General features: G+C 33.2%; 18 protein-coding genes. 6 read left to right on the top strand and 12 right to left on the bottom strand.

Features of this window, described 5'->3' with window-relative positions; translation table 11 throughout:
- Positions 1 to 81: 81 nt before the first annotated feature.
- From B8963_RS02980 to B8963_RS02965, 4 genes are read right to left on the bottom strand one after another with little or no spacing between them, the layout of a single operon-like run.
- Positions 82 to 3,579, bottom strand: a complete 3,498-nt coding sequence (locus B8963_RS02980) for an efflux RND transporter permease subunit (RefSeq protein ID WP_084059910.1) — start codon at positions 3,577 to 3,579, stop codon at positions 82 to 84.
- 12 nt (positions 3,580 to 3,591) lie between these two features.
- Complete coding sequence (locus B8963_RS02975; protein WP_084059909.1) at positions 3,592 to 4,761, bottom strand: efflux RND transporter periplasmic adaptor subunit; 1,170 nt, start codon at positions 4,759 to 4,761, stop codon at positions 3,592 to 3,594.
- Between the two features lie 44 nt (positions 4,762 to 4,805).
- Positions 4,806 to 6,140, bottom strand: a complete 1,335-nt coding sequence (locus B8963_RS02970) for a TolC family protein (RefSeq protein ID WP_084059908.1) — start codon at positions 6,138 to 6,140, stop codon at positions 4,806 to 4,808.
- Between the two features lies 1 nt (position 6,141).
- On the bottom strand, positions 6,142 to 6,747 hold the full coding sequence (locus B8963_RS02965; protein WP_084059907.1) for a TetR/AcrR family transcriptional regulator: 606 nt from the start codon (positions 6,745 to 6,747) through the stop codon (positions 6,142 to 6,144).
- Positions 6,748 to 6,896: 149 nt separating this feature from the next.
- On the opposite strand from B8963_RS02965, the gene B8963_RS02960 reads away from it, so the two are divergent.
- Positions 6,897 to 7,871: a polyprenyl synthetase family protein gene (locus B8963_RS02960; protein WP_084059906.1), complete on the top strand. Its 975-nt coding sequence runs from the start codon at positions 6,897 to 6,899 to the stop codon at positions 7,869 to 7,871.
- A 21-nt stretch (positions 7,872 to 7,892) separates the two neighbouring features.
- Here B8963_RS02960 and B8963_RS02955 read toward each other — a convergent pair whose 3' ends face one another.
- The 3 genes from B8963_RS02955 to B8963_RS02945 form a co-directional block, all read right to left on the bottom strand.
- Positions 7,893 to 9,035 carry a lycopene cyclase family protein gene (locus tag B8963_RS02955; protein WP_084059905.1) on the bottom strand — a complete coding sequence of 381 codons (1,143 nt, stop codon included), beginning with the start codon at positions 9,033 to 9,035 and terminating at the stop codon, positions 7,893 to 7,895.
- Positions 9,035 to 10,030, bottom strand: coding sequence for a hypothetical protein (locus B8963_RS02950; protein ID WP_084059904.1), 996 nt, complete (start codon positions 10,028 to 10,030; stop codon positions 9,035 to 9,037). Before B8963_RS02950 ends, B8963_RS02955 begins: the two co-directional genes overlap by 1 nt.
- Positions 10,031 to 10,189: 159 nt before the next feature.
- On the bottom strand, positions 10,190 to 12,472 hold the full coding sequence (locus tag B8963_RS02945) for a TonB-dependent receptor (RefSeq protein ID WP_084059903.1): 2,283 nt from the start codon (positions 12,470 to 12,472) through the stop codon (positions 10,190 to 10,192).
- A gap of 83 nt (positions 12,473 to 12,555) precedes the next feature.
- Between B8963_RS02945 and B8963_RS02940 the strand changes: the two genes are divergently transcribed.
- The 4 genes from B8963_RS02940 (at position 12,556) to B8963_RS02925 (ending at position 14,991) form a co-directional block, all read left to right on the top strand.
- Complete coding sequence (locus tag B8963_RS02940; protein ID WP_084059902.1) at positions 12,556 to 13,209, top strand: metal-dependent transcriptional regulator; 654 nt, start codon at positions 12,556 to 12,558, stop codon at positions 13,207 to 13,209.
- Between the two features lie 51 nt (positions 13,210 to 13,260).
- Positions 13,261 to 14,082, top strand: coding sequence for a ZIP family metal transporter (locus tag B8963_RS02935; protein ID WP_084059901.1), 822 nt, complete (start codon positions 13,261 to 13,263; stop codon positions 14,080 to 14,082).
- 66 nt (positions 14,083 to 14,148) lie between these two features.
- Positions 14,149 to 14,550, top strand: coding sequence for a DUF2141 domain-containing protein (locus B8963_RS02930; RefSeq protein ID WP_234989599.1), 402 nt, complete (start codon positions 14,149 to 14,151; stop codon positions 14,548 to 14,550).
- Positions 14,551 to 14,604: 54 nt separating this feature from the next.
- A complete protein-coding gene (locus tag B8963_RS02925; RefSeq protein WP_084059899.1) occupies positions 14,605 to 14,991 on the top strand; it encodes a DUF423 domain-containing protein in 387 nt (128 codons plus the stop codon).
- On the opposite strand, the gene B8963_RS02920 is transcribed toward B8963_RS02925, so the two are convergent.
- The 5 genes from B8963_RS02920 to B8963_RS02900 all read right to left on the bottom strand — a co-directional run bounded on the left by B8963_RS02920 (position 14,986) and on the right by B8963_RS02900 (position 22,867).
- Positions 14,986 to 17,634, bottom strand: coding sequence for a DUF5916 domain-containing protein (locus B8963_RS02920; protein ID WP_084059898.1), 2,649 nt, complete (start codon positions 17,632 to 17,634; stop codon positions 14,986 to 14,988). The genes B8963_RS02925 and B8963_RS02920 overlap by 6 nt on opposite strands.
- Positions 17,635 to 17,725: 91 nt before the next feature.
- Positions 17,726 to 19,261: a carboxypeptidase-like regulatory domain-containing protein gene (locus tag B8963_RS02915; protein ID WP_084059897.1), complete on the bottom strand. Its 1,536-nt coding sequence runs from the start codon at positions 19,259 to 19,261 to the stop codon at positions 17,726 to 17,728.
- 364 nt (positions 19,262 to 19,625) lie between these two features.
- Complete coding sequence (feoB, locus tag B8963_RS02910) at positions 19,626 to 21,863, bottom strand: ferrous iron transport protein B (protein WP_084059896.1); 2,238 nt, start codon at positions 21,861 to 21,863, stop codon at positions 19,626 to 19,628.
- Complete coding sequence (locus B8963_RS02905; RefSeq protein WP_084059895.1) at positions 21,860 to 22,105, bottom strand: FeoA family protein; 246 nt, start codon at positions 22,103 to 22,105, stop codon at positions 21,860 to 21,862. The genes feoB and B8963_RS02905 overlap by 4 nt, the downstream gene beginning before the upstream one ends.
- An 87-nt stretch (positions 22,106 to 22,192) precedes the next feature.
- Positions 22,193 to 22,867, bottom strand: a complete 675-nt coding sequence (locus B8963_RS02900; RefSeq protein WP_084059894.1) for an SCO family protein — start codon at positions 22,865 to 22,867, stop codon at positions 22,193 to 22,195.
- Positions 22,868 to 23,029: 162 nt separating this feature from the next.
- On the opposite strand from B8963_RS02900, the gene rseP reads away from it, so the two are divergent.
- Positions 23,030 to 24,355 (top strand): RIP metalloprotease RseP, encoded by a 1,326-nt coding sequence (gene rseP, locus B8963_RS02895; protein WP_084059893.1) that lies wholly within the window; start codon positions 23,030 to 23,032, stop codon positions 24,353 to 24,355.
- The last annotated feature ends 62 nt before the right edge of the window (positions 24,356 to 24,417 follow it).

Here is a 24,417-nt window from a genome sequence, read left to right as displayed (position 1 = left end):
CTTTTGAAAATACTGTATTAAAAAATCCCTGACAACTCGTTGTCAGGGATTTTTTTTTAATGTATGATCTTCTAAGTAAGATTAGCTTATTTCTTTAGCTATAGGCTCCGGTTCGCTCGCAAATTTGCTGCGTAACCACATTTTAAACTGCATAACTAAAAAGAATAGTACTGGAACCAATATTAAAGTTAAGAAGGTTGCGATTAGTAAACCATAAATTACTGTCCAAGCCAATGGACCCCAGAATACTACGTTATCTCCACCCATATAAATATTAGGATTAAAATCGGAAAAAAGCGTAAAGAAGTTTATGTTTAAACCAATTGCCAATGGCACTAATCCAAGAATTGTAGTGATTGCAGTTAAAAGAACTGGTCTTAAACGTGCTTTACCTGCTTTTACAATACTTTCATATAAATCTTCTTTTACTAGATATTCCGATTCATCTAAATCTAAATCGTTCTTTTTACGATCAATTAATAACTGCGCGTAATCTAATAATACAACACCATTGTTCACAACAATACCTGCTAGAGATATAATCCCAACCATGGTCATCATAATTACGAACGCACTTCCTGTAATTACAATTCCACCAAATACACCAATAAAGCTTAAGAAAATTGCCAACATGATGATACCGGGTTTGGAAACGGAATTAAATTGAAAAATTAGTATGAAAAATATCAATAGCAATCCTGTAAAAAATGCACCCATTAAAAAGGCCATTTGCTTGTTCTGTTCTTCAATCTGACCTGTATAATCAATTTTCACATTAGCAGGTAAGTCTTCATAGCTTTTCATTTCGTTCTGAATTTGAGAAACTATAGCACTTGCATCTGTAAAGCCTGGTGATAACGCAGAGTATATGGTAACCACTCGATGAGTAGCTTTGTGTTTTATAGCACTAAAACCAGAATTGTTACCTTGTTTTGCTACTGTAGATAAAGGAATATTCTTAATCTTTCCGGTATTATCTCTAAAAGTTATATTCTGATTAAATAAAGCACTTGTATTGTATCTATTGTCTTCGTTAAAACGAACATAAATGTCGTAATCTTCACCATTTTCTTTGTAAATACCTGCTTTAGATCCAAAAATAGAATTACGTAATTGTTGCCCAATTTGAGAAGCACTAATGCCCAATTCACCAGCTTTTTCACGGTCAATTTCAACACGCATGGTAGGCTTATCTTTATTGACATCTATTTTTAATTCATCAATACCGCCAATGTTTTTAGTATTGATAAATTCACGCATTTTCTCTGCAGTATTTATCAATTCATTGTAATCATCACCTTGAATTTCAATGTTAATAGGCGCGCCAGCAGGAGGTCCGTTCGCATCTTTTTCAACAGATATTAAAACACCTGGATAAATACCAACTAAGGCAGTTTGTACTTTTTGACGCAAAAGCTCACTATCCTCACCTTTACGGTATTTATACTCTCGCATTGATGCGGTAATTTTTCCTTTATGAGGCATTTCTGCTGAAGAACCACCGTCTGTCTGTGGGTTTCCTGCACCTTCACCAACTTGCGATACGGCACTTTCTACTAAAAAGTTATGGTTACCATCTTTGTACTGACTATCATCTAAAACTTTGTAAACGCGCTCTTCAATTTCTTTAGTAATCGCATTGGTTTTTTGGATATCCGTTCCTTGCGGATACTCTATATAAACGATAATCTGATTTGGCTTGTTATCAGGGAAAAATTCAACTTTAGTTCTTTGTGTGGCCAACGATGCTCCAAACGCAACAAAAGAAAGAATTAACAACACAAATGTGCCTATAGTTAAAATAATAGGCATTCTACCAGATAATGCGCCTCGCAACCTGTTTTCATACCAGTTTTCTAATCTAACAAGAGTTTTCTCTTGGAAATTGTTCGCCCATTTTCTAATGAACCAACGATACATCCATAACATGATAGCTGTAAATATCATAACGGTTCCTAGACCGCGATACGTACCTCCAAAGATTAAAATTAATAAACCAAAGACAGCAACAATGCTGGTTATTCTTATGATTTGTTTTAGAGGCATATCTTTGTCTTGTATGGTCATGTATCTAGATACCAATACGGAGTTGAAAAATATGGCCACAAATAATGATGAACCTAATACAACAGATAAAGTAATAGGTAGAATTTTCATGAACTCTCCCATTATCCCTGGCCATAAACCTAATGGAATAAATGCTGCTACAGTCGTTGCTGTAGAAATAATGATTGGGAAGGCAATTTCACTAATACCTTTTTTAGCGGCTGTGAACCTGTCCATTCCCTCGTCTTCCATTAAACGATACACGTTTTCAACAACCACAATACCATTATCTACGAGCATACCTAGACCCATGATAAGGCCGAATAAAACCATGGTATTTAAGCTATAGCCCAGCATGTTTAAAATCATTAATGACATAAACATGGACATTGGTATTGCAAAACCTACAAATAGGGCATTTTTAAATCCTAAAAAGAACATTAACACGGTTACAACAAGAATAACCCCGAAGATTATATTGTTTACCAAATCATCTACCTGACCAATGGTAACAGAAGATTGATCGTTGGTTACAGTAACTTTTAAATCTTGTGGAAACTTATTTGCAATCGCATCATCAACAATTACTCTAATTTGTTCTACTGCAGCAACCATGTTTTTACCTGCTCTTTTTTTAACATCAAGCATCACTACAGGCTCACCATACTCGCGGGCAAAAGTTGTTTTATCTTCGTCTTTAAAGCTTACAGTAGCCACGTCTTTTAAATAAACTGGGTTACCGTTTTCAGATTTTACTACAAAATTTTCAAGCTCTTTCGGGTTTTCAATTTCACCTAAAATTCTAATAGTACGTCTCTGCCCACTTGAAATTAAGTTTCCGGCAGACATGGTTACGTTACCACTATTTATGGTTCCAATAATATCGTTAAAAGTAACTTCTGCCGCCATCATTTTATAAATGTCTACAGCAACTTCTACTTCTTTTTCTTGAGCACCACGAATGTCTACCTTTTTAATTTCTATAAGGTTTTCAATTTCATCTTGAAGGTACTCTCCGTATTCTTTTAATTTTTCAATAGGATAATCTCCAGTAATGTTAATATTTAGAATAGGCATTTCTTCAGATAAACTTAGCTCAAAAACATCTGGCTCTACTTTAGCGCCGTTAAAAGTTGGCCAGTCTTCACTCGATGTTTCTGTGTCTATTTCATCTTTTACCTTCTGTTTTGCTTGCTCAACAGTTAAATGTTCGTCAAACTCAACAATAACCATCCCATAATCTTCTTGAGATGTTGAAGTTATTTCTACAACATTACTTACTGTTTTAAGCTTGTCCTCTAGCGGATCAATAATAAGTTTTTCAATATCTTCGGCTGTGTTTCCTGGGAATACAGAGCTTACATAAATTTTAGTTTCATTTACCTCAGGGAAATTTTCTCTTGGCATGTTGAAAAATGCAACAATTCCTAGATAAAAAATTACCGCAATAAGCACATACATTGTTGTCTTATTGTTTATTGCCCAAGATGATAAACCAAATTCTTTATCGACTTGTTTTTTTTGTTTCGTCATTATAATTTTGGTTTAAAGGTTAATTACTTTTACAGCCTGACCATCTTCCACACTACGAGCACCTTCTTTTATAATTTCAGTACCATTGGTTACGCCTTCTAAAACTTCAATAACATCACCCTGAGTTTTACCAGTTTTTATAATAACTTTTTTAGCAACACCCTCGTTCGTATCGTTTTTATCCGTTACTATGTAAATATATTGTTCACCGTCAGCATTTTCAGATATAATACTCTGAGGTATTAATACGGCATTATCATTGGTATAATCATTAATTTTTAATCGAGCGGTTAAGTTTGGTTTAATGCCAGATTCTTTAGAAGGGATGCCCACTTCTACCTTAAATGTTCTGTTAGCAGGATTGATAAAATCTCCTGCCTGACGTATTTTGCTTTCAATTGTTTTTCCTAAAATTGGAAATTCGATAGCTACACTTTTACCTTTTGATACATTGGCAATGTAACCTTCTGGAACATCGGTTTCTATATACATGTTGTCTAAGTTTACAATGCGCATTAGTTGCGTTTGACCAGCGGCAACAACACTACCTTGTTCGGTAATCACATCGTCAATAGTACCCGAAAATGGAGCTCTAATTACTGTTTTTGCAATTTGTTGTTGTAATTGTGAAACGGCTCTAGATTGTGCTTCGTAGTTAGATTTTGCTTGTAAATACTGGATTTCGCTACCAATTTGTTGTTCCCACAAACGTTTTTGACGTTCGAAGGTTGTTTTCGCTAACTCCGCTTGTATTTGTAGTTGAGCAACTTGTTGACCTAGACCACCATCATCAATTCTACCTAAAATTTGGCCTTTGCTAACTTTTTGACCTTCTTTTACATATACATTGGTTAAAATGCCATTATACTCTGGAGTAATTACTAAAAGGTTTTTGGTAGTAACATTTCCTTGTAGTTCAAGAAAATGATTAAAAACTTCATTTTTAGCAGTAATTGTAGTAATTAATGGAACTTTCTTAACGGTATCATATTGCGATAATGCTTCGTCTAAAAGCTTAATTTGGTCATGAAGCGTTTGTTGTTCTGCAACAAGGTTTTCTCTTTTAGTTTTAATATTTTCTAGGTTTGCCGTTGCAATAACCTCTTCTACTGTTTGTTTTTTGTCGCCTCCACACGATATCAATAGCAAAGCGAATGTGGATAGTATTAAAAGATTTTTCATTGTATATATTTTGTAGTTGATTGTTATAATTGTTAATTAACTAATTAGTTGTTAAGTACTATTTCAAGTTCTGTTTTTGTGTTAATTACATCTACCATAGCTTGTAGATAGGTGTTTTGAGCATCATATAACTGCAATTGAGCTTGTCTTAACTCAAAGCTACTGGCAATACCTTCGGTATATTTAGTCTGATTTTTTTTCTCGATACGTTCTGCAAGCTTTAGATTTTCTTTGTTTGTGGCATATTGTTCAATAGCTAGCATATAGTCGCTTTGTGCTTTTTTCAATTGCAACTTAATTTGTTGCTCTGCTTCATTTAATTGTGTTTTAGCTTTTTCTAAAGCAATTTTTGCACGTTGTGTACTAGCACTTCTTTTTAGAGAACTAAAAATAGGAATGTTTAAATCCAGGCCTAAAACAGAAGAATCGAACCATTGTTGGTCACTTTTAAAGAAACTAAAAGAATCACTAAAAGCAGAACTACCATAATTTACAAAAGCATTAAGTGAAGGCAATGCTCTACTTTTTGCTAGTTTTAGTTCTAAGGCGCGTTGTTCGTTTAAATTAACAGCCATTTTATAATCAACATTATTAGTAATGTTGAATTCTGATTCTACAAAGGCCAAACTAGTTTCGCGTTGTGCTAAATCGTCTAGGTTATCGGTTAATATTGTTGGAGAATCCGTAGCAATACCCAAAGTAATGTTTAACATTTGTAGGGTGATATCTTTTAACCGAGTAGCATTTTTTAATTGATTTTTGATGGTAGATAAAGTTATCTGCAATTGCTCAACACTTTCTTCATCTGTTAATCCATTTTCAAAAGTTGTTTTAGTTTCAAAAAGATTTTTCTCTAAAGTGGCTGCGTTTTTTTCCAATATTTTAACGCTTTCCTCTGCTAAAAGTACATTTCCGTATGCTTGTACAACGGCTTTTTTTACGTCTAGCGCAGTTTTTTCTTTATTGTTTTTGCTGTAATCAATAAAAGTTTTTGTGGCTTGAACACCTACTATATACGAACCATCAAAAATTTGCTGCGTTAATGTGGCTGTTGCAGTCATGCTTTGTGGTTGACCAAAAACAATTGGAATAAAAGTGCCTGGTTCTCCACCAGCTAATTCTCCTGGTAATAACGAAACCGGTTGTTTTAACTGGTTTTGATAACCTACAGATCCATTAATTTGTGGTAATCCGGCAGCTATTGTTTCCCATTTTTGTTTTTGAGCGTCTTGTAGATCTCTACTTGCATTTATTGCACTGTAATTGTTTTCAAGTGCAAAATTAATAGCTTCTTCAAGCGTATAACTATTGGACTGTTCTTGCGAAAATCCTTGTAGTATACTAAAAAAACTAAAGATTAGTATTAGTTTATATTTCATATTAAGATTGGTTTAGTTTTATAAATTTATTTAATATTTGTAATCCCTTTTCAGTACATATTGCTCTTAAATGGTATTCTAAATAGCTCTCCATTAGATAATCCATTGTGAATAATTCTTTTGGAAAAATATTTTCATCTTTTATTCCTGACATACCGTTAAAATACATTCTCGAAATAAAATCCACATCGATATTTGATCTAAATAGATTTGTATCAACACCTTTTTGAATGCTATCCTTTACAGATACATGCATTTTTTCAAATTGTTTTATATGCAGACGTTGGTATATTTGAGGATAGTATTTTTTAAGTTGGAATTGCGGCGATGTTTTTTCATTTTTTAAATAATTCATCACGTACATTTTTATCTCGTACAATTCTTCAATCGGGTTTATTGATGCATTACATATACAATCAATCCCCTCACAAACAGTATCGAAAATGCTAAACGTAACTGCCTCTACGAGCTTAGTTTTGTTTTCAAAATGCACATATATCGTTTTTTTTGATATCCCTAAATCATTAGAGATATCATCCATAGTAACGCTTTTAAAACCTAAGGTTAAAAAGAGTTCAGCGGCTTTATGTATAATTTTTTCTCTCATATTGAGGCGCAAATGTAAGACGGAAACTATGAAAACAAAAAAAGTTTCCTAAGTATTTACAATTATTTAACATTTGAATGCTTTTTTCAATCCATTTTCTAAGTAGAAATATTAATGGGATTAATGTATTTTTGAAAAAAAATGGCTGAATGCAATCAATTGAACAGTATAGTAAAGAATTTGTAACCTATTTAGAAGAGAAAATAAGTGTTAAGGAGCCCATAAATTTGTATGAGCCAATTGCCTACATTCTTTCTTTAGGAGGTAAACGTTTACGACCTGTATTAACTTTAATGACCGCTGATATTTTTGATTGCAATTATAAAAAGGCACTAGATGCAGCACTGGCTGTTGAGGTTTTTCATAATTTTTCTTTGGTACATGATGATATTATGGATGATGCTCCATTACGTAGAGGAAAAACAACCGTACACGAAAAATGGGATATAAATACAGGTATTTTATCTGGCGATGCTATGTTGATTAATGCCTACCAATTATTTGAAAATTACGAAGGCGATGTTTTTAGAAAATTGGCACAATTATTTAGCAAAACAGCAATAGAGGTTTGCGAAGGTCAACAATACGATGTGGATTTTGAAACACGTGATGATGTTACGATTCCGGAATATCTAAAAATGATCGAATACAAAACTGCCGTTTTAGTAGGTGCAGCTATGAAAATGGGTGCTATAATCGCCAACGTATCTCAAGAAGAACAAAATAATATTTACGAATTTGGTAAAAATTTAGGGATTGCGTTTCAATTACAAGATGATTATTTAGATGCTTTTGGAGATCCAAAAACCTTTGGAAAACAAGTAGGAGGAGATATAATTGAAAATAAGAAGACATTTCTTTACTTAAAAGCCTTGGAATTTGCTAACCAAGATCAAGTGAAAGAATTAGAACATCTTTTTTCTATACAACCAAAAGATACAAGTGACAAAATTATCACAGTAAAAAATGTTTTTGTCGAAAGTGGAGCCGCTCAAAGAACTAAAGAGGAAATTGCCTTATACACGCAAAAAGCATTTATCACTTTAGAAAAATTAACCATCTCCGACGATAAAAAGGGTTTGCTTAAAAAATTTGGCGAAAGTTTAATGCAAAGAGAAGTATAGTAAAGCCTAAGCTTATCTACATTAGAAAATTCTTCTAACTAAAGCATTAATAAATGGCATTGGAGACAATGCGCTAATAAATTTTACATCTTCCCAAAGACTAGTTTCTTCATCTAGAAATTTAAAGATAAGTTGTGGTTTTCTATTTTTAAAAAGTGCTTCGAAAATGGATTGTCCTTTTTCGTTATTTTTATATAGAATATCTAACAACAGCAGATCATAAAACCAAAATTTATCCCTTTTGCTAAAAGAACTAAGTTGTTTTCCCTGTTTTATATGCTCAATTAGCACGTTTACTTTTTTGCTTGTTTTATTAAATGTATATCCGGTGCTTGCTTTTGTCCAACCTCCAGCAGTGCCAATATAAACTAAAGCATTCCTGTTTTTATCAGCAAAATTATAGCTCGTCATGGGAATACTGCCATGTTCTTTTTCTATAATTTTATAGTTTTCAATTCCTAAATTATTTGTGATGTAACTTTTTATAGCTGTTTCATATTCTTGCTTCTCTAGTAGTTTTTCTGAAAATAGGGTATACTCGATTAAGGCTTCTTTTTTAGAAGTTGGGAGTACGTACATAAACCGGGTATTTCCTTTTTGAGGGATGGAAAAATCCATAAAAGTTGCTGTTGTATCATCAAAAACAGCTTGTTCGGTTTGAATAAACCAACCAATAAAATGTTGCTGTAAAACAGGGTATTTTATTTGTTTTAGGGGCTCATTAGGGTTATAAATGCTATTGAAAACTGTTTTTGCTTTATAGCTTTGTAAATGAGTTGTAATGATAACTTCGTTGCTAGAATATTCTAAATTTATTACTTCATCTTGCAAAAATGTAATGTTTTCATACTGAGCAATGCGCTTTAAAAATGTAGTATAGAAATCTATACCACGAATCATTTTATAAGAGTAGGGAGCTATAGGATAAGTTTTGTTTATTTGTTTGCCGGCGAAACTAATTTGTGTCCATTCTTTGTGCAGTATTTCATCAAAATGCCCAGCTTTTTTTTCCCAAAAACACCATGTTCTATTATTACTGTTTTTGGCATCTTTATCTAATAGCAGTATCGATTTATCTTTAAAATAGTCATCCTTGCCAAAAGCATCTGCAAGCATTAAACCTGCAGCGCCTGCTCCAATAATAATGTAATCAAAGTTTGTCATTATTCTATAAAGTAAGGAACTTGATAGCTAGTAATTATGGGTATGTTCACTTTTTCTTTAACCTGCTCTGTCTTTTCAACAATAGCAATAATCTCCATCGCTATATGGATACCATATAAATTATCAGGGTTTCTAATACCTAAGTAACTTTTGTTGGCTCCAGTAACCTTAACAATACCAGATTTAAAATTTTCTCGCGAACCGTCTAAACTAGATTTGTAATCTTCTTTTACTTTAAATAATTCAGCGTTAGCTTCATCATTTATCATATAAATATCGCAAATATTGGCTCCTGGCGGAGGACTTAAATTGCTTACCGCATTTTGTATGGAAGCATCATCTTTTATAAACTTGGTAAGTTGTGATGCAAGATTAAATGAAGAAAGGGTGTTTTTAATATCATTTTCCTCTCTTGCTGCACTAAAAACGTAATACCATTCTTTCGTATTTTCCGGTAAATTTACAGGGATGATAATTCTATTTTTTCCACCTTTTAAAAACGCATTGGAGGTGCTGTTTAAATAAAATTTTTCATTTTGAATGGTAGTGGTTTCAAGCTTAATTTTATCGACCAACTGCTCTGTTTCAAATCCATAAGTAGTATCTTTTTGAACTTTGTAACCTATTTGTGGTTTTTTCTTGCGTGTAGACTTTACATCGTAGATTACTTTATAATCAACACTCTTAGAGTTTTCATTTTTTAAAAGTAATTTGTAAATACCATCATTTGCAGTAACTATATTCTTATCTAGATCTTTGGCGCTTTCTGTTTTTAGCAGGAGTTTGTTTGGGTATTCGTATAAAAAAAAGGAATTGTTTTTGGCTCTTTTCGTTTTATAAACTTCAACTTTCAAAAAGATTGAATCTTCACCATAAGCGGGGATTAATATTTCTTTTTCTTCATTTGGGGCAAGACTAACTATTTCATTGCTTGAAGATTGCGATTGAAGATTAATAAAAGTTAGAAATAGAATTAAGTAAAAAGTAGGTTTCATTTAGTACTATTTAATTTTAATTAGGTTTAGATGTTAGTTAAATCGCACAATATTGACAACTGACAAGTTTGTAAATGAATATTTTCAGCATCTAATTTTTCAAAGATACCAATTTATACTATCCCTATTAAGCATACAAAGGCATTGGCGAATCAATTTTTAGTCTAAACGATACCGTACTCCTAAAAAACCTCTAATGCCTTGATTTGGAGCATAAACATAAGTAGGGTCAAATGTAAGTCCGTAAGGATTATCTTGAGTCACTTGTGCATTACCATTGTTATCAAAAGTTACATTTTTATCAAAAGGATCGTTTGCACGTGCTATGATAAATGGGTTACCACGATTTGGAGTCCAGTTTAATAAATTTTTTACTCCACCATATAATTCCACATTTTTAATTCCGTCATAAGTAAACTGAATATTTTGAATACTCCATGTTGGAGAATATGCTCTTCGGGGATCATTTTCACCTAAAAGAGGAAGGCGCATTGGGCCATAAAAATTTCCTGTATAATCAATACCTAAGTTTAAAGTTTTAATAGGGTATGAAATATTCCAAGTGCCTGAAAACTTTTCGGTAAGAATTTGCTTTTTGGTAATGCCATTTTCTGTGGAACTTACATCCTGAAACGTGGTTCCTAATGTTGCTTTTAAACCATTAGCAAATACAAAATCTAAATTAGTGCTAATCCCTTTTGCAATGGATTTGCCGTTTAAATTATCATAAATTATTTGGTTGGGATTGGTGTCATAATCCGGAATAATGGCATTACTAAAATGGGTGTAAAATGCGGAAAAATCAATTCCAATAAAAAGACCGTTATTGCTATAAATTTTCTTTAAATAATTAAGATTTACATTCACAGATTGCTCTGGTTTTAAGGCTTCAGCAATAATCACATTACGCGAACCTGTTAATGAGGCATGTTCTTCAGTAAAAAGATTTACTACCCGAAAACCTGTTCCAACATTCAAGCGAAGAATATCATTAGCTGTCATTTTCCAACGATAGGCCGTTCTTGGGGTATAAATGGCTCCATGTCGTTTATCATAGTCGTAACGCATGCCCAATAGTAAGGAATGCTTTTCCGAGAATGTTATTTCGTCTTGAAGAAAAATACTCGGAATTACTACTTCGTCCGCGTTATTTTGGTTTTGAAAGGTAGTAGCAGGCGTATTATCATCGTAATAATTATATCTAAGCGCCGATCCTATTAAAAAATCATGACCTTTTACGTCAAAGTTCCAAGTTAATTGAGAAAAACCAATACGTTGTTTAGCTAAGTAGGTACTATTTCCATACACTGAATTCTGATCGTGATCAGTATAGGAGAAAGACAGCATCATTTTTTCTTTTATGGGGAGTTGGTATTTTCCTAACAACTCAAATCTACGAGTGTAGATGCTTTCCCCATAAATGGAATCTCCACTCCTAAAAGCAGGAGTCCATTGTAATTCTCCACCCCAACGGTCTTCATAGAAAAAGCGCCCGGCTATAGATAATTCTCGATCATTGGTTCTTTGGAAATTCCATTTTTGAAAAACAGAAATCCGATCTTGTAAAGTTAAATCTGTAAAATTATCATTGTTATTATCAATCCTATTGCTAAAGTTAAAATAGTTTATGCCAAGTAAAACATTAGTTTTGGAACCAAAATTTATTTTGGTGGCCAAATCTAAATTGTATTCCCCCCAACTAGTTGCAAAACCGTCTATTGCTAAATGGGGAGCAGTATTATTTTTTTTAGTGATAATGTTAATTAGTCCGCCAACCGCTTCACTACCATACAGGCTAGAAGCAGGTCCTTTTACAATTTCTATTTGTTCTATTAGTGAGTTTGGAATACCAGATAAACCATAAACGGTACTTAAACCACTAACAATTGGCATTCCATCAATCAAAACTAATGTGTATGGGCCTTCTAAACCATTAATATGTATATCACCAGTATTGCAAACATTACAATTTATTTGTGGCCGAACGCCATTTACATTCTGTAAGGCTTCAAAAATATTTGCCGTTGGGTTTTGTTTTAAAAAAGTGGGACTGTAAACTTCTACAGGAACAGGACTTTCGGATCGGCTTACCGCTTTTAATGTACCCGTAACAACCATTTCTTCTAGTTGTTCAGAAGCTTCAATTAAATTGATGGTAATGTAGTTTGTGTTCGTATGCGTAATTTCAATTGTTTTAGTGGATTTGTAGAACCCAATCGCAGAAACTAAAATAGTGTATTTGCCAGGTGAGCTTAAATTAATTGTAAAACGCCCATTTTCATCTGTGGCGGTGCCTTTAGTCGTGCCTGATATTAGAACATTGGCAAATGGCACCGGAATATTATCATCCAAGACCATTCCTGATAGTTTGTATTCTTGGCTAGTAGCCAAAAATGAAAGTCCGCATAAGAATAAAGCAAGTAATTTTTTTAGGATTTTCATTTAACTTGTCTAAAATAAAATTTAGACAAATCTAAAAATATGTTTTTAGTAATAAAAATGTATTTTTGTTTAAATTTTTATTCATGACACATTCCGAAGAAGATTATATCAAAGCAATTTACCATTTAGGAGTATTGAATAATTCTACTGTGGCTACAAATGCGATTGCTGAACAGATGGATACCAAGCCATCTTCGGTAACCGATATGATTCGTAAACTGTCCGAAAAGGGTTTTGTGTCTTATAAAAAATACCAAGGTGTGAGCTTAACAGATTTAGGTACGCAAAAGGCCTTGACTATTGTTCGAAAACACAGATTGTGGGAAGTTTTTTTAGTAGATAAGTTAGATTTTTCGTGGGATGAAGTCCATGAAATTGCGGAGCAATTAGAGCATATAAAAAGTGAAAAACTTACAGATAGTTTAGATAAACATTTAGGTTATCCAAAATTTGATCCGCATGGAGATCCAATTCCTTCAAAAGCAGGAGTGTTTACGAACACCACAAAAAAGTTATTGAACGAAGTGGCAATAAATAATAGTGGTATTTGCGTAGGTGTAAAAGATTCTTCTGCACCATTTTTAAAATTTTTAGATAAGCATGAAATTGCTTTGGGCGATTATATTACCGTTTTAGATAAAGAAGATTTTGATGGGTCGCTTCAGATAAAAATCAATGAAAAGATTATTCTTATTTCACACCAGATTGCCTCTAATTTATATGTAAAATCTACCTAAAGTAGAAAACAAAAATAAAAGAATATGGATAAGTAAATTTAAGTTTTAATGATGGAACAAATTATACAGTATTTTGAATCTATAGATCCGGTTTTGGCCGCTTTTTATGCCACATTGTTTACTTGGGCTCTTACAGCGTTAGGCGCAAGTTTGGTGTTTTTCTTTAAAACATTAAATAGAGCTGTTTTAGACGGTATGCTTGGATTTACCGGAGGAGTAATGGTGGCCGCCAGTTTTTGGAGTCTATTAGCTCCGGGTATCGAGATGAGTCCTGGAGAAGGTTTTGTAAAAGTAATTCCAGCTGCAGTTGGCTTTTTATTCGGGGCATTATTTCTTTTTGGTTTGGACAAGGTATTACCACATTTGCATATCAATTTTAAAGAAAGTGAAAAAGAAGGGATAAAAACACCTTGGCATAAAACTACACTTTTAACACTGGCTATAACCTTACATAATATTCCAGAAGGATTGGCAGTAGGTGTTTTATTTGGTGGTGTTGCAGCGGGTTTTGAAGGGGCTAGCATTGGAGGTGCAGTTGCTCTTGCTTTAGGTATAGGGCTTCAAAATTTTCCTGAAGGTTTTGCAGTAGCCATGCCTTTGCGAAGACAAGGATTAAGCAGAACCAAAAGTTTTATGTATGGTCAGGCTTCTGCACTTGTGGAACCCATTGCGGCAGTAATTGGGGCGTGGGCCGTTATGTCTTTTCAACCAATTTTACCTTACGCATTATCATTTGCAGCGGGCGCTATGATTTTTGTTGTGGTCGAAGAAGTAATTCCAGAAACGCAGCAAGATAAACATACTGATATTGCGGTAATGGGCTTTATTGGAGGCTTTATTGTGATGATGACCTTAGATGTTGGGTTGGGATAACTAATATGGCAAGAAAATTGCTTAGGTTTGATGATGTAAATTTGAAAATCATTTATAATGAAGCGAATGCTTTTTCTCCTAGTGTTTTTGCCTATGACACTTTTGGCACAAAACAGTCTTAAAGTTAAGGTGAAGAATGTTGCCCATTCCACAGGTAAAATAAATATAGCTGTTTACAATTCTTCCAATGATTTTTTGTCGTTTAATCATGCATATAAAGTTGAAAGTGGTCAAGCAGTAAAGGAGGAGACAATGGTAGAATTTACTGATTTACCTTCCGGAACTTATGCATTTGCTGTGTTTCATGATGAAAATGCCAATGGAGTATTAGATACCAATTTTCTAGGAATACCAAAAGAACCAGTAGGTTTTTCTATTGGTAAAATGAAAACTTTTGGGCCGCCAAGTTTTCAAGAATGTTCTTTTCAAATCAATACCAATAAGGAGATCACAGTTAGTCTAAAGTAGCGCCTTGTATCTTCTTTTAGTAAACATATTATCTTTACATAAAATTAAAAAATGATGATTCTTTTAACCCAAGTTATTGGCGCACTTTACGGAATGTTGGCTGTTATTTTTGGTGCCTTTGGAGCGCATGCTTTGAAAAAAACGTTTACAGAAGACCAATTAAAAAGTTTTGAAACAGGGGTAAAATATCAGATGTATCATGCCATTGTTCTTATTGTTATTGGCTATAATTTTAATTTTTCAACGGCACTCGAAACCTATATTGCGTATTGTTTTATTATAGGAACTTTATTGTTTTCATTCAGTATTTACTGGCTTTGTTTAAATGCTTCTAAAAATAAGAAAAGTAAAATTGTAGGTCCAATAACCCCTATTGGAGGCTTACTTTTAGTAATAGGTTGGGGTCTTTTGATGTACTCATTTTTAAAAAATATTTTATAGCACAAAACGGTAGGTGGCCTTAAGTAAAAAAATATTTTTTGGCTTAATATCACCTAATAAATTATTCTCTAATGTTTTAAATAAACCTTCTGATGGGTTGCTACTACTAGATAAATCTTGCGACCAAACTAAAAATATTTCTGAACCAGGTTTGTATTCCCATCTAACAACAAGGTTAGATCTAAATTGGGTAAATGAAAAATCTGGATTATTAAAGCTATAATCTGTTGTGCCATCAAGATCTTCATCTACTGCATAAATGTCATTTGCAAAGGATATTTGATTTGGTGCATAGGTATCAATTCTAGCATTAAATGTTTTGGCAAGAGGGTCTACTACTTGTTTAAAATCAGTGTAAACTCCTTTGGAAATAAAAGGTTGCCCCCAATACTGAATGGTTAAATTAGGGTTAATGGTATAATTAAGTCGAAAAGACATGCTTAAGGTTTCCTGCGCAACGGTACCATTAATGTATTTGGTAGCACCATTAAAATCTAGGTTATCTACAAATTGCAACTGATCATTATTGGTGCTATATCCTGGATAAGCCGATATACTTAATGCGTTTATAGGTTGATAGCGTACGCCAAATTCAATGTTGTAGTTAGTATAAGAATTATCAGTGCCTTTGCTACCGGAATGGAACATGCTATACTGCAATTTTTTTCTTCCATCAGATTCAACGCCATTAAAAAATCCTATTTCGGGGGTAAGTCTTAGTCTTGGTCCACCACGAAGCGCAAAATTGGAATATTGTTTTGGGGCATAATTAAAGCCTAAATTACTAAACCAATTGTTTTTCCAGTTTTGCCAACTATTGGTATTAAAACGTAGACTATTATGATTTCCGCCAAAATCCCATACACTCCAATGATTGTAATTGATGCCTACTTGTCTAAAAGTATTATCAGGCTTTAAGGTTTGATAGCCCACCCATGTATAATGCCGAATATCATCTGCTTGTCTTTGAAAACCGAGATCATTTAACTCCAACTCAGGAGAACGCCAAGTGCCTCCTGTTTCAAATTTCCAATGGCCATTACCTACTTTTCCTATTTGAATATTACCGCCAGTACCAGTTAATGATGTTTTATTTGGGTCTAAATCTAAATAATCGGCACCTACACGTTGAAATAAATGAGTTATAGATTCTTGAGTATTTAAAATAGCTGTTGTGCTTCCATTAACCCTACTAAAAATAATATTCCCAGCTGCATACCAATCTCGGTCATTCCATTGATGCCTTACATCTAAACCGCCTGTATAGGCAGACTCATGTAAGAAGTTTAAATTAGGCGTGAGATCATTTCTATTGGTGGCTGTAAAAACGCCGCCTATAAAGGTGTTACGATCATTAAAATCTTTTTGTAATCTACCAACAAAATAATTGGTTAAAGGCTCAACAACCTCTTTTCTGCGCTGCCCATTATTGTCTATAGTCGCGTATTTTTTGGCGGTAACACTTTCTAATATCCCTATAGACCATCCGTCTTTAGTTTTACCGCTGAATTTAGCTGCTCCTAAAATTTCTGTATTTTCAGGTTGATCTACAAATTCTCCTGTATTAGAGTTTGGATAACCCTGCGGGCTTCTTCCTATTCGCCTTGAATAAAACACATTATCAGAACCAAAAGTGTTACCAGCTTCCGAATTGGAAACTCGATAATCAAATATATTTTTGTTTTCTACGAAAAATGGGCGTTGTTCTTGAAAGAAAATTTGAAAACCATCGAGAGCAATGGCAGAGGGGTCCGCTTCAACTTGACCAAAATCGGGATTAATAGTAAGGTCTAAGGTTAAATCATTCGTGATACCAATTTTAGCATCTAAACCAACAGTAAACTTACTGTCATTACCATCTTTAAAAGGATTGCCTGGTTCTGCCTCGTAGGTTTCTAATTTGGAGATGCCGTAAGGCTGAATTTCCAGCTGTTTTTGTGGTTTTATATGTAATAAACCTTTTAATAAACCAAATTCGCTCGCCCAACCCGGCGTATCGCGAGGTATGCGTTGCCAAACAGATCTTTCTTCTTCGCGGAACAGTTTTCGCATTACCTGCAAACCCCATGTTTGTTCATCAGATTTGCCGAATTTTAATTGACTCAATGGAATTTTCATTTCGGCAGTCCAGCCTTCATCGTCAATATTTGTTTTGGTATACCATATAGGATTCCAGCTTTCGTCTGAATTATTGCCATTGTTAGACGAAAATTCGTCACCTTTTACACCTGCTGCCGTAACTATAAAATTAAAAGTTGTTCGCTTGTCATAATAACTATCAAAAAATACGGCTACCCAATCCCCTTCAAAACCATCTCGACGAGATAAACGCTTTACAATTTTATCTGGTTCGCTATCAAAACAACGAAAGCTTACGTAAATGTAATTTTCGTCGTATAAAATTTTAAATTTTGTTTGATGATTTGGTGGCGTATTTTCATCTGGTCGTGATTCAATAAAATCACTTTCCCATTCTACAAGCTCCCATGAAACATCATCAATAAGGCCATCAATAATTGGTGGTGGATTATTTAACAATGGTTGTGTTGTATAGGTTCTTTGTGGAACTACTGCTGTAGAATCCTGCGCGAATATAGTTTGATGGTATAAAACTAAACTAATTGCAATTAGTAGTGCTTTCATACTGTTGGTTATGTTTGAAAGACTATTGGCAAAAAGAATCGTTACACTAAGGGCTCTATTTTATAGTTTTATTAACATTTACTTACCTAATTTACTCTGTTATTTCCTCTGTAGCAGTAAAGGCTTTAATAGCTTTGTTGGGTTCAATTATGGTGTGTCCTTTCCAAAATTCAGGATCGTAATTAGCTAAATACGTTGGTATAATGGTATTGTCTTCTTTTAAACCATCAAACTTTGAATTGTCGATATCTTGAGTATCGTAGATTACAATTTCATATTTATTAATATTTGTGGCAGCAGCATCAAATTTTAATGATAACTCATTCTGTCTGTTTTTACCTTTTACCACTTTATTAAACTCTATAATTTTTAAAGGTCTTTTTGCTCCTGCCATACCACCATGCTCTTTTTCAAGATACCTTAAGTTGTACTTACCTTTGGCATCTTTATAGAAAATCATTTTTCCTTTATCTAAATATTCGTTCATGAAAACACCTAATAATTTAAAGGTTTTTAAAGATTTTACATTTTCATAGTCTACACGCATTATGGCAAAATCATCGGCATTAATGTAAAGGGTTCCTTTGTAATCGGCGCCTCCGTCTGGTTTAAAATTTACTACGTAGACCACATCATTACCCAAATAAGTTAATTCTTGTATTGCGAAATCGTATTTTCTAGATTTAGAAATAAAATTTAGGTTGGAGTCATCCATGAAAAAAAGATCTTCAAGTAAATTTGAAATTCTTCTTTTTCTGCCATTGGCAAAGTATAATTTTTCATTCTCTTTTCTTTTTTTCTCTTCCTCCAATTTTTTGTTCAACGCATCAACATCAGTAGAATCTATTTGGTTTCCAAAAAGTTCATCATTGTCTATTTTAGTTCCGAAAATACCAGATTTAACTTTTAGGTATGAGTCTGGTTTTACATTATCATGCAGAATTTTTTCTAATTTCTTTTCCAATATTTCAAAATCGAGCTCTTTGTTTTTATCATACATTTTTGATGCTTTTATCACCGAAATCTTTTGCTTGTCTTTGGTGAAATCTCCATATAAATCAGCAAGTGTTTCTGTATAATAATCACTGCTCTTAGGTACGGAATTTAGTAAGTTATCTACAAATTTCTTATCAAAGGCTTCAATAGTAGATTCAAAATCGGAGTAATTGGTTCTATTGATGTATTGATGATAATGATCTCGAAAAAACAATCGTTTTTGGGTTAAAGAGGTGTTGTAATTTTTATCCATATTATCTTTAACCAAATCTATTAATTCTTCAGCGCTATAATTTTTATTGGTTACAACAACGTTTTTAAGTGTTATGTTTTGAGGGGACAAATGCACTACGCTATCCTTAAATTGTTTAAGTAGTGTTTTATAAGTTTTGTATCCCATACATGAAATAATCAATGAATCGGTAGCTACTTTCGGAGCGTTTAGTATAACACTAAACATCCCTTCACTATTCGAAATTACGCCACTATTTTCTGCAAATTGTATGGTTGCAAAAGGCACAGGCTCTTTGGAAATGGAATCTAGAATTCTTGCACTTACCGTTTGCCCGTATTGATTTGTAAAATTTAAAATAGATGCTAAAAGAAAAAAGAAAGTAGTTTTAGTATTCATACAAATAGATTTGTTGATTGTTCTTAGCAAAAAAAGAATGTGCAAAGAACAAAAAGGGTGTGTTTTAGTTTTTGTTATGATGTATTTAATACTTATTTAACTGTTTGATTATGCAAAACAGAAAAAATAGTAACATTGTCTTGTTTGTAGAATAAGACGTATTTGAGAAGTAAAAGGTTGCCTAAAAGTTAATTTTATTTAAATAAAAGGGTATTGACTTTAATGGCACCCGCAATCACTAGAACCACAACTTTTTTGTTTTTTGGTAACGCTGAATTTTTTTGGCAAGAAGAATTTTTTAACTATATATCCTACAGCAATGCCTAAAGTGATAAAGAGCAATATGTTTTGTAGTGTATCCATTTTACTTTAAAATTTGATAAGCGATAAAAGCTATAATATACGCAAAAACACTCATAAAAACTAGTTGACCTAAAGGCCATTTCCAAGAATTTGTCTCTCTTTTTACAATGGCTAAAGTACTGGCACATTGCATAGCAAAAGCATAAAATAATAACAATGAAATTCCTGAGGCCAAATTAAATAAAGGTTTCTGAGTTTTTGGGTTAACCTCGGCTGCCATTCTATTAGTTATCGTATCTTCTTCATCACTACCTACACTATAAATGGTAGCCAATGTGCCTACAAATACTTCTCTCGCAGCAAAAGATGTTAATACCGCTATGCCTATTTTCCAATCATAGCCTAAGGGCTCAACAATTGGAGTTATTGCCTTTCCCATATAACCCATATAGGAGTTTTCTAATTTATAACTTGCTATTTCCTGCCTTTTTGCACGTTCGAATAATTCGGTGTATTTTTTAGCAACAGAGTCTTGTATTGCCAAGTTAGATATTGTATTGGTTTTATTTGCAACACTATCTTTTAAAGCAAGTTCATAGTTTGCCATATCTATTTCCAAAGCATCGGAATTGAACTTCGTTAAGCCTTGATTTGTAATTCTGTTTTCTACAATTTGTTCAGCATTTTTAAAATCATCAGAAATACCATTAGAGCCTAAAAACCATAAAATTATTGAAATGGCTAAGATTATTTTACCGGCTCCAAACACAAAACTTTTGGTTTTTTCAAGTACGGTATAGGCTACATTTTTTACTAAAGGAAGCTTATAGTTAGGCATTTCTACCACAAAAAATGTTTTGCTTTTGATTTTAAGAATCTTATTTAAAATCATTGCGGAAAAAATTGCTGTAAAGAACCCAATAAGATACAGTAACATTAAAGTTAATGCTTGATAGCTAAGACCAATAAAACGACCTTCTGGAATAACAAGACCAATGATAATTAAATAAACGGGTAAACGAGCGGAGCAAGTAGTAAAAGGCGTTACTAATATGGTTATTAATCTTTCTTTCCAGTTTTCTATAGTTCTGGTCGCCATAATTGCTGGAATTGCACATGCGGTTCCTGAAATTAAGGGAACAATACTTTTGCCACTTAAACCAAATTGACGCATAATGCGATCCATTAAAAAAACCACACGGCTCATATAGCCAGTTTCTTCTAACAAGGCAATAAATAGAAATAAGAAAGCAATTTGCGGAATAAATATAACAATACCTCCAATGCCAGCAAGAATTCCTTCAGCTATTAAATTGGTGAAAACACCGGGTGGTAAAGTGTTTTTAACTAGCTCGCTTGCATTGGCAAAAAAGCTCTCGATCATATCCATAGGATATTCACTCCAAACATAAATAGCTTGAAAAATTGTAAGCAGTATTAAAAAGAAAATAAGATACCCAAAAACTTTATGTGTTAATATTTTATCCAATGTAGCTCTAAGTCCTTTTGCAGCATTAAGATCTATTTTATGGGCTTGCTTTAAAATGCCATTAATAAATTGATACCTTAAAATGGTTTCTTTTTGTTGTAGGCGTTTTAACTCTGGTTTGGACTTTGTAGCAAAAGAGGTCGCGTTTTGAAAAAGATTCTTTTCAATCGGCATAAAGTTTACATCTTGTGTAATAACCAACCACAGTTTATAAAGATCTTCTTTGGGGAACGTGGTTTTTAAACGTTCAAAATATTCAGGGGCAATAACGGTCGTATCTATATTAGGGCTAATAGAAAGACTTTTGTAATCAGAAATAAGTTCTTTTAGATGGTCAATACCTACATTTTTTCTAGTACTAACTAGTGCTATCTTGGTATTTAGCTTTTCTTCTAGTAGCTCAATATCTATAGAAATACCTTTCCGAGACATTCTATCTGCCATATTTATGACCAAGATTGTGGGTATTCTAAGGTCTTTAATTTGGGTAAAAAGTAAAAGATTACGTTTAAGGTTTTCAACATCAGCAATTACAACGGCAACATCTGGGTAATCCTTATCGTTTTTATTTAAAAGCAACTCTACCGCAACACTTTCATCTAGTGAGGTGGTGTTAAGACTGTAAGTCCCAGGTAAATCTATAATATGCGCTTTTACACCACGTGGGAGCTTGCAGATACCTTCTTTTTTTTCAACAGTAATGCCTGGGTAATTTCCAACTTTTTGATTCAGACCTGTAAGTTGGTTAAAAACAGAAGTCTTTCCCGTATTGGGGTTTCCTATAAGTGCTACGTTAATTTGCTTGCTCATAGTAAATGCGCGTCTTCGATTATTTCTAATTCAATCAATTTTGCCATTGATCGGCGAATAGCAATATGAGAGCCATTTACATTAATATAAATAGGATCTTTTAAGGGTGCAATTTGCACTAACTCAATCTCATTACCAGGCAAGCAACCAAGTTCTAGTAGCTTTATAGGTAGAATATCATCAGCAAATTCTTTGATAATTCCCTTTTCTCCACGCTTTAATTCTGCAACCGTTTTTATCAATTTTTATTTAGATTGATTTTAAGTAAGAGCAAAAGTAAAAGAAAAAGAACAAACAGGCGAGGTATTCATCAAATTAAATTTTAAAAATTATTTAATATATGATGCTTTTAAAATCTTTAAGTCTTCAAGCAGTTTTTTAATTTCTTCCGGATTGGTTCCGTCATAAGTACCTCGAATTCTACGTTGTTTGTCTACCAAAATAAAATTTTCCGTATGGATCATATCGTAAGGGCCACCATCGCCATCAGTTTTTACTGCCATATACGATTTGCGGGCTAAATCATATATTTCTTTTTTATCGCCAGTAACTAAATTCCATTTACTATCTACGACTCCTTTTTCCAAGGCATATTTTTTTAATTGAGCAACAGAATCTATTTGCGGTGTTACCGAATGCGATAGGAGCATTACATCGTCATCATTTATTATTTCTTTTTGAATAAGTCCCATGTTATCCGTCATTATAGGGCAAATGGTTGGACAGGTTGTAAAAAAGAAATCAGCAATATAGATTTTATCTTGGTAATCAGCATTCGTAATTGTTTTGCCATTCTGATTAATTAATGAAAAATCAGCTATGGTATGGTATTTTTTAACATGTAAAAGAGTGGAATCTACTAGCTCTGGGTTAAAATTAACAGGCTGTAAAATTGGAAGCAGTTTTTTAGGCTTTAAGGCATTATAAAATAAATACATTATCACAATGGATAATCCTAAAAGTACCAATCCAAAAAATTTATATTTGGCAAAAAAAGAGCGCATATTTTTATTGCAAAGGTACTAAGCTTGGAGCTATCATTCAAATGATTAAGGGGTGTAGCTGCTAATTATTTCTTAAAAATTTATGGTGAGTTACACTTTACTTTTTTTACACCTTGTAAAAGCTTACTTTTGGCGCTTTAAAAGCTAATACTAAATTATTTAATGGATTATTTCACAAAGCTACTGACCTTTATTTTAATTATATCTATCCTAGTAATTCTTCATGAATTAGGTCATTTTATACCAGCAAAATATTTCAAAACTAAGGTGGAAAAATTCTACTTATTTTTTGATGTTAAGTTTTCACTCTTTAAGAAAAAAATTGGAGACACAGAATATGGTGTAGGCTGGTTACCACTTGGTGGGTATGTTAAGATTGCCGGTATGATTGATGAAAGCATGGATACCGAGCAAATGAAACAAGAACCACAACCATGGGAGTTTCGATCCAAACCAGCTTGGCAACGACTAATTATTATGTTAGGTGGTGTTACCGTTAATTTTTTCTTGGCGTGGATTATTTATTCAGGATTGTTTTATACCGTCGGGGATAACTATATTCCTGCAGATCATATAAAATATGGAATACAAGTAGATTCTATTGGCGAGCGTATAGGTTTAAAAACTGGTGATAAAATTTTAGCTATCGATGGCATAAAAACTAAAAAGTTTGATGATGCCATGTTAGATATTCTTTTGGGGGATAACATTACCGTAGATAGAAATGGCGAAAAAGTTACTTTTCCTATTCCAGATGAAGGTATAAGAGATGTGCTTGGAGCTAAAGGAAAACGATTTTTATCGTACCGTTACAAAGCTATTATAGATACACTTTTGCCTAATAAACCAGCAATTAAAGCAGGGTTAATGCCTGGCGATCAAATAAAAGCAGTAAATGGAGAAAGCCTTGTTTACTGGGATGAATTTGTTGATGAAATTATTTCAAAAAAAGGACAACCAATATCGATTACCGTTTTTAGAGATGGAGCTTCTAAAACATTAGATATGACCGTAGGTAATGATGCTACTATTGGAGTTGGCCCTATGATTGAAGATATAAGTGTTACAGACCATTATAGCTTTTTGGCAGCGATACCTGCGGGTTTTGAAGAAACAATACATGTATTGACCAAACAAATAAAACAATTCAAAATTATTTTAAAACCAAAAACTGAAGCTTATAAATCGGTAAGAGGACCTATAGGTATTGTAGATATGATGCCTAAATCCTTTGATTGGATGTTCTTCTGGAACTTTTTAGCCATGTTTTCTGTTTGGTTGGCTTTTGTAAACTTGTTACCTATCCCGGCATTAGATGGTGGTCACGTTATGTTTTTACTGTATGAAATGATTTCTGGTAGAGCGCCAAGTGAGAAAGTTTTAGAACGTGGACAAATTATTGGATTTGTAATTATTATGAGTTTAATGGCGGTTATTTTTGGACATGATATCTGGGTTGTTATCCAAGAAAAAATCTTAAATAAATAGGCAGATTAAAATTTTTTTAAATTTCCATATTTTTTTGTTTGGCTAATTTGAAAAAACAATTA

The organism is Cellulophaga tyrosinoxydans, from assembly GCF_900176415.1.
Classification (GTDB): domain Bacteria; phylum Bacteroidota; class Bacteroidia; order Flavobacteriales; family Flavobacteriaceae; genus Cellulophaga; species Cellulophaga tyrosinoxydans.
The sequence above is the reverse complement of the archived record's forward strand: the minus strand, read 5'-3'. Positions and strand labels throughout refer to the sequence as shown.

Bases quoted from the DNA above. Each gene is read 5' to 3' on its own strand.
- B8963_RS02980 (WP_084059910.1), bottom strand. From the start codon at position 3,579: ATGACGAAACAAAAAAAACAAGTCGATAAAGAATTTGGTTTATCATCT.
- B8963_RS02975 (WP_084059909.1), bottom strand. From the start codon at position 4,761: ATGAAAAATCTTTTAATACTATCCACATTCGCTTTGCTATTGATATCG.
- B8963_RS02970 (WP_084059908.1), bottom strand. From the start codon at position 6,140: ATGAAATATAAACTAATACTAATCTTTAGTTTTTTTAGTATACTACAA.
- B8963_RS02965 (WP_084059907.1), bottom strand. From the start codon at position 6,747: ATGAGAGAAAAAATTATACATAAAGCCGCTGAACTCTTTTTAACCTTA.
- B8963_RS02960 (WP_084059906.1), top strand. From the start codon at position 6,897: ATGCAATCAATTGAACAGTATAGTAAAGAATTTGTAACCTATTTAGAA.
- B8963_RS02955 (WP_084059905.1), bottom strand. From the start codon at position 9,035: ATGACAAACTTTGATTACATTATTATTGGAGCAGGCGCTGCAGGTTTA.
- B8963_RS02950 (WP_084059904.1), bottom strand. From the start codon at position 10,030: ATGAAACCTACTTTTTACTTAATTCTATTTCTAACTTTTATTAATCTT.
- B8963_RS02945 (WP_084059903.1), bottom strand. From the start codon at position 12,472: ATGAAAATCCTAAAAAAATTACTTGCTTTATTCTTATGCGGACTTTCA.
- B8963_RS02940 (WP_084059902.1), top strand. From the start codon at position 12,556: ATGACACATTCCGAAGAAGATTATATCAAAGCAATTTACCATTTAGGA.
- B8963_RS02935 (WP_084059901.1), top strand. From the start codon at position 13,261: ATGGAACAAATTATACAGTATTTTGAATCTATAGATCCGGTTTTGGCC.
- B8963_RS02930 (WP_234989599.1), top strand. From the start codon at position 14,149: ATGCTTTTTCTCCTAGTGTTTTTGCCTATGACACTTTTGGCACAAAAC.
- B8963_RS02925 (WP_084059899.1), top strand. From the start codon at position 14,605: ATGATTCTTTTAACCCAAGTTATTGGCGCACTTTACGGAATGTTGGCT.
- B8963_RS02920 (WP_084059898.1), bottom strand. From the start codon at position 17,634: ATGAAAGCACTACTAATTGCAATTAGTTTAGTTTTATACCATCAAACT.
- B8963_RS02915 (WP_084059897.1), bottom strand. From the start codon at position 19,261: ATGAATACTAAAACTACTTTCTTTTTTCTTTTAGCATCTATTTTAAAT.
- feoB (WP_084059896.1), bottom strand. From the start codon at position 21,863: ATGAGCAAGCAAATTAACGTAGCACTTATAGGAAACCCCAATACGGGA.
- B8963_RS02900 (WP_084059894.1), bottom strand. From the start codon at position 22,867: ATGCGCTCTTTTTTTGCCAAATATAAATTTTTTGGATTGGTACTTTTA.
- rseP (WP_084059893.1), top strand. From the start codon at position 23,030: ATGGATTATTTCACAAAGCTACTGACCTTTATTTTAATTATATCTATC.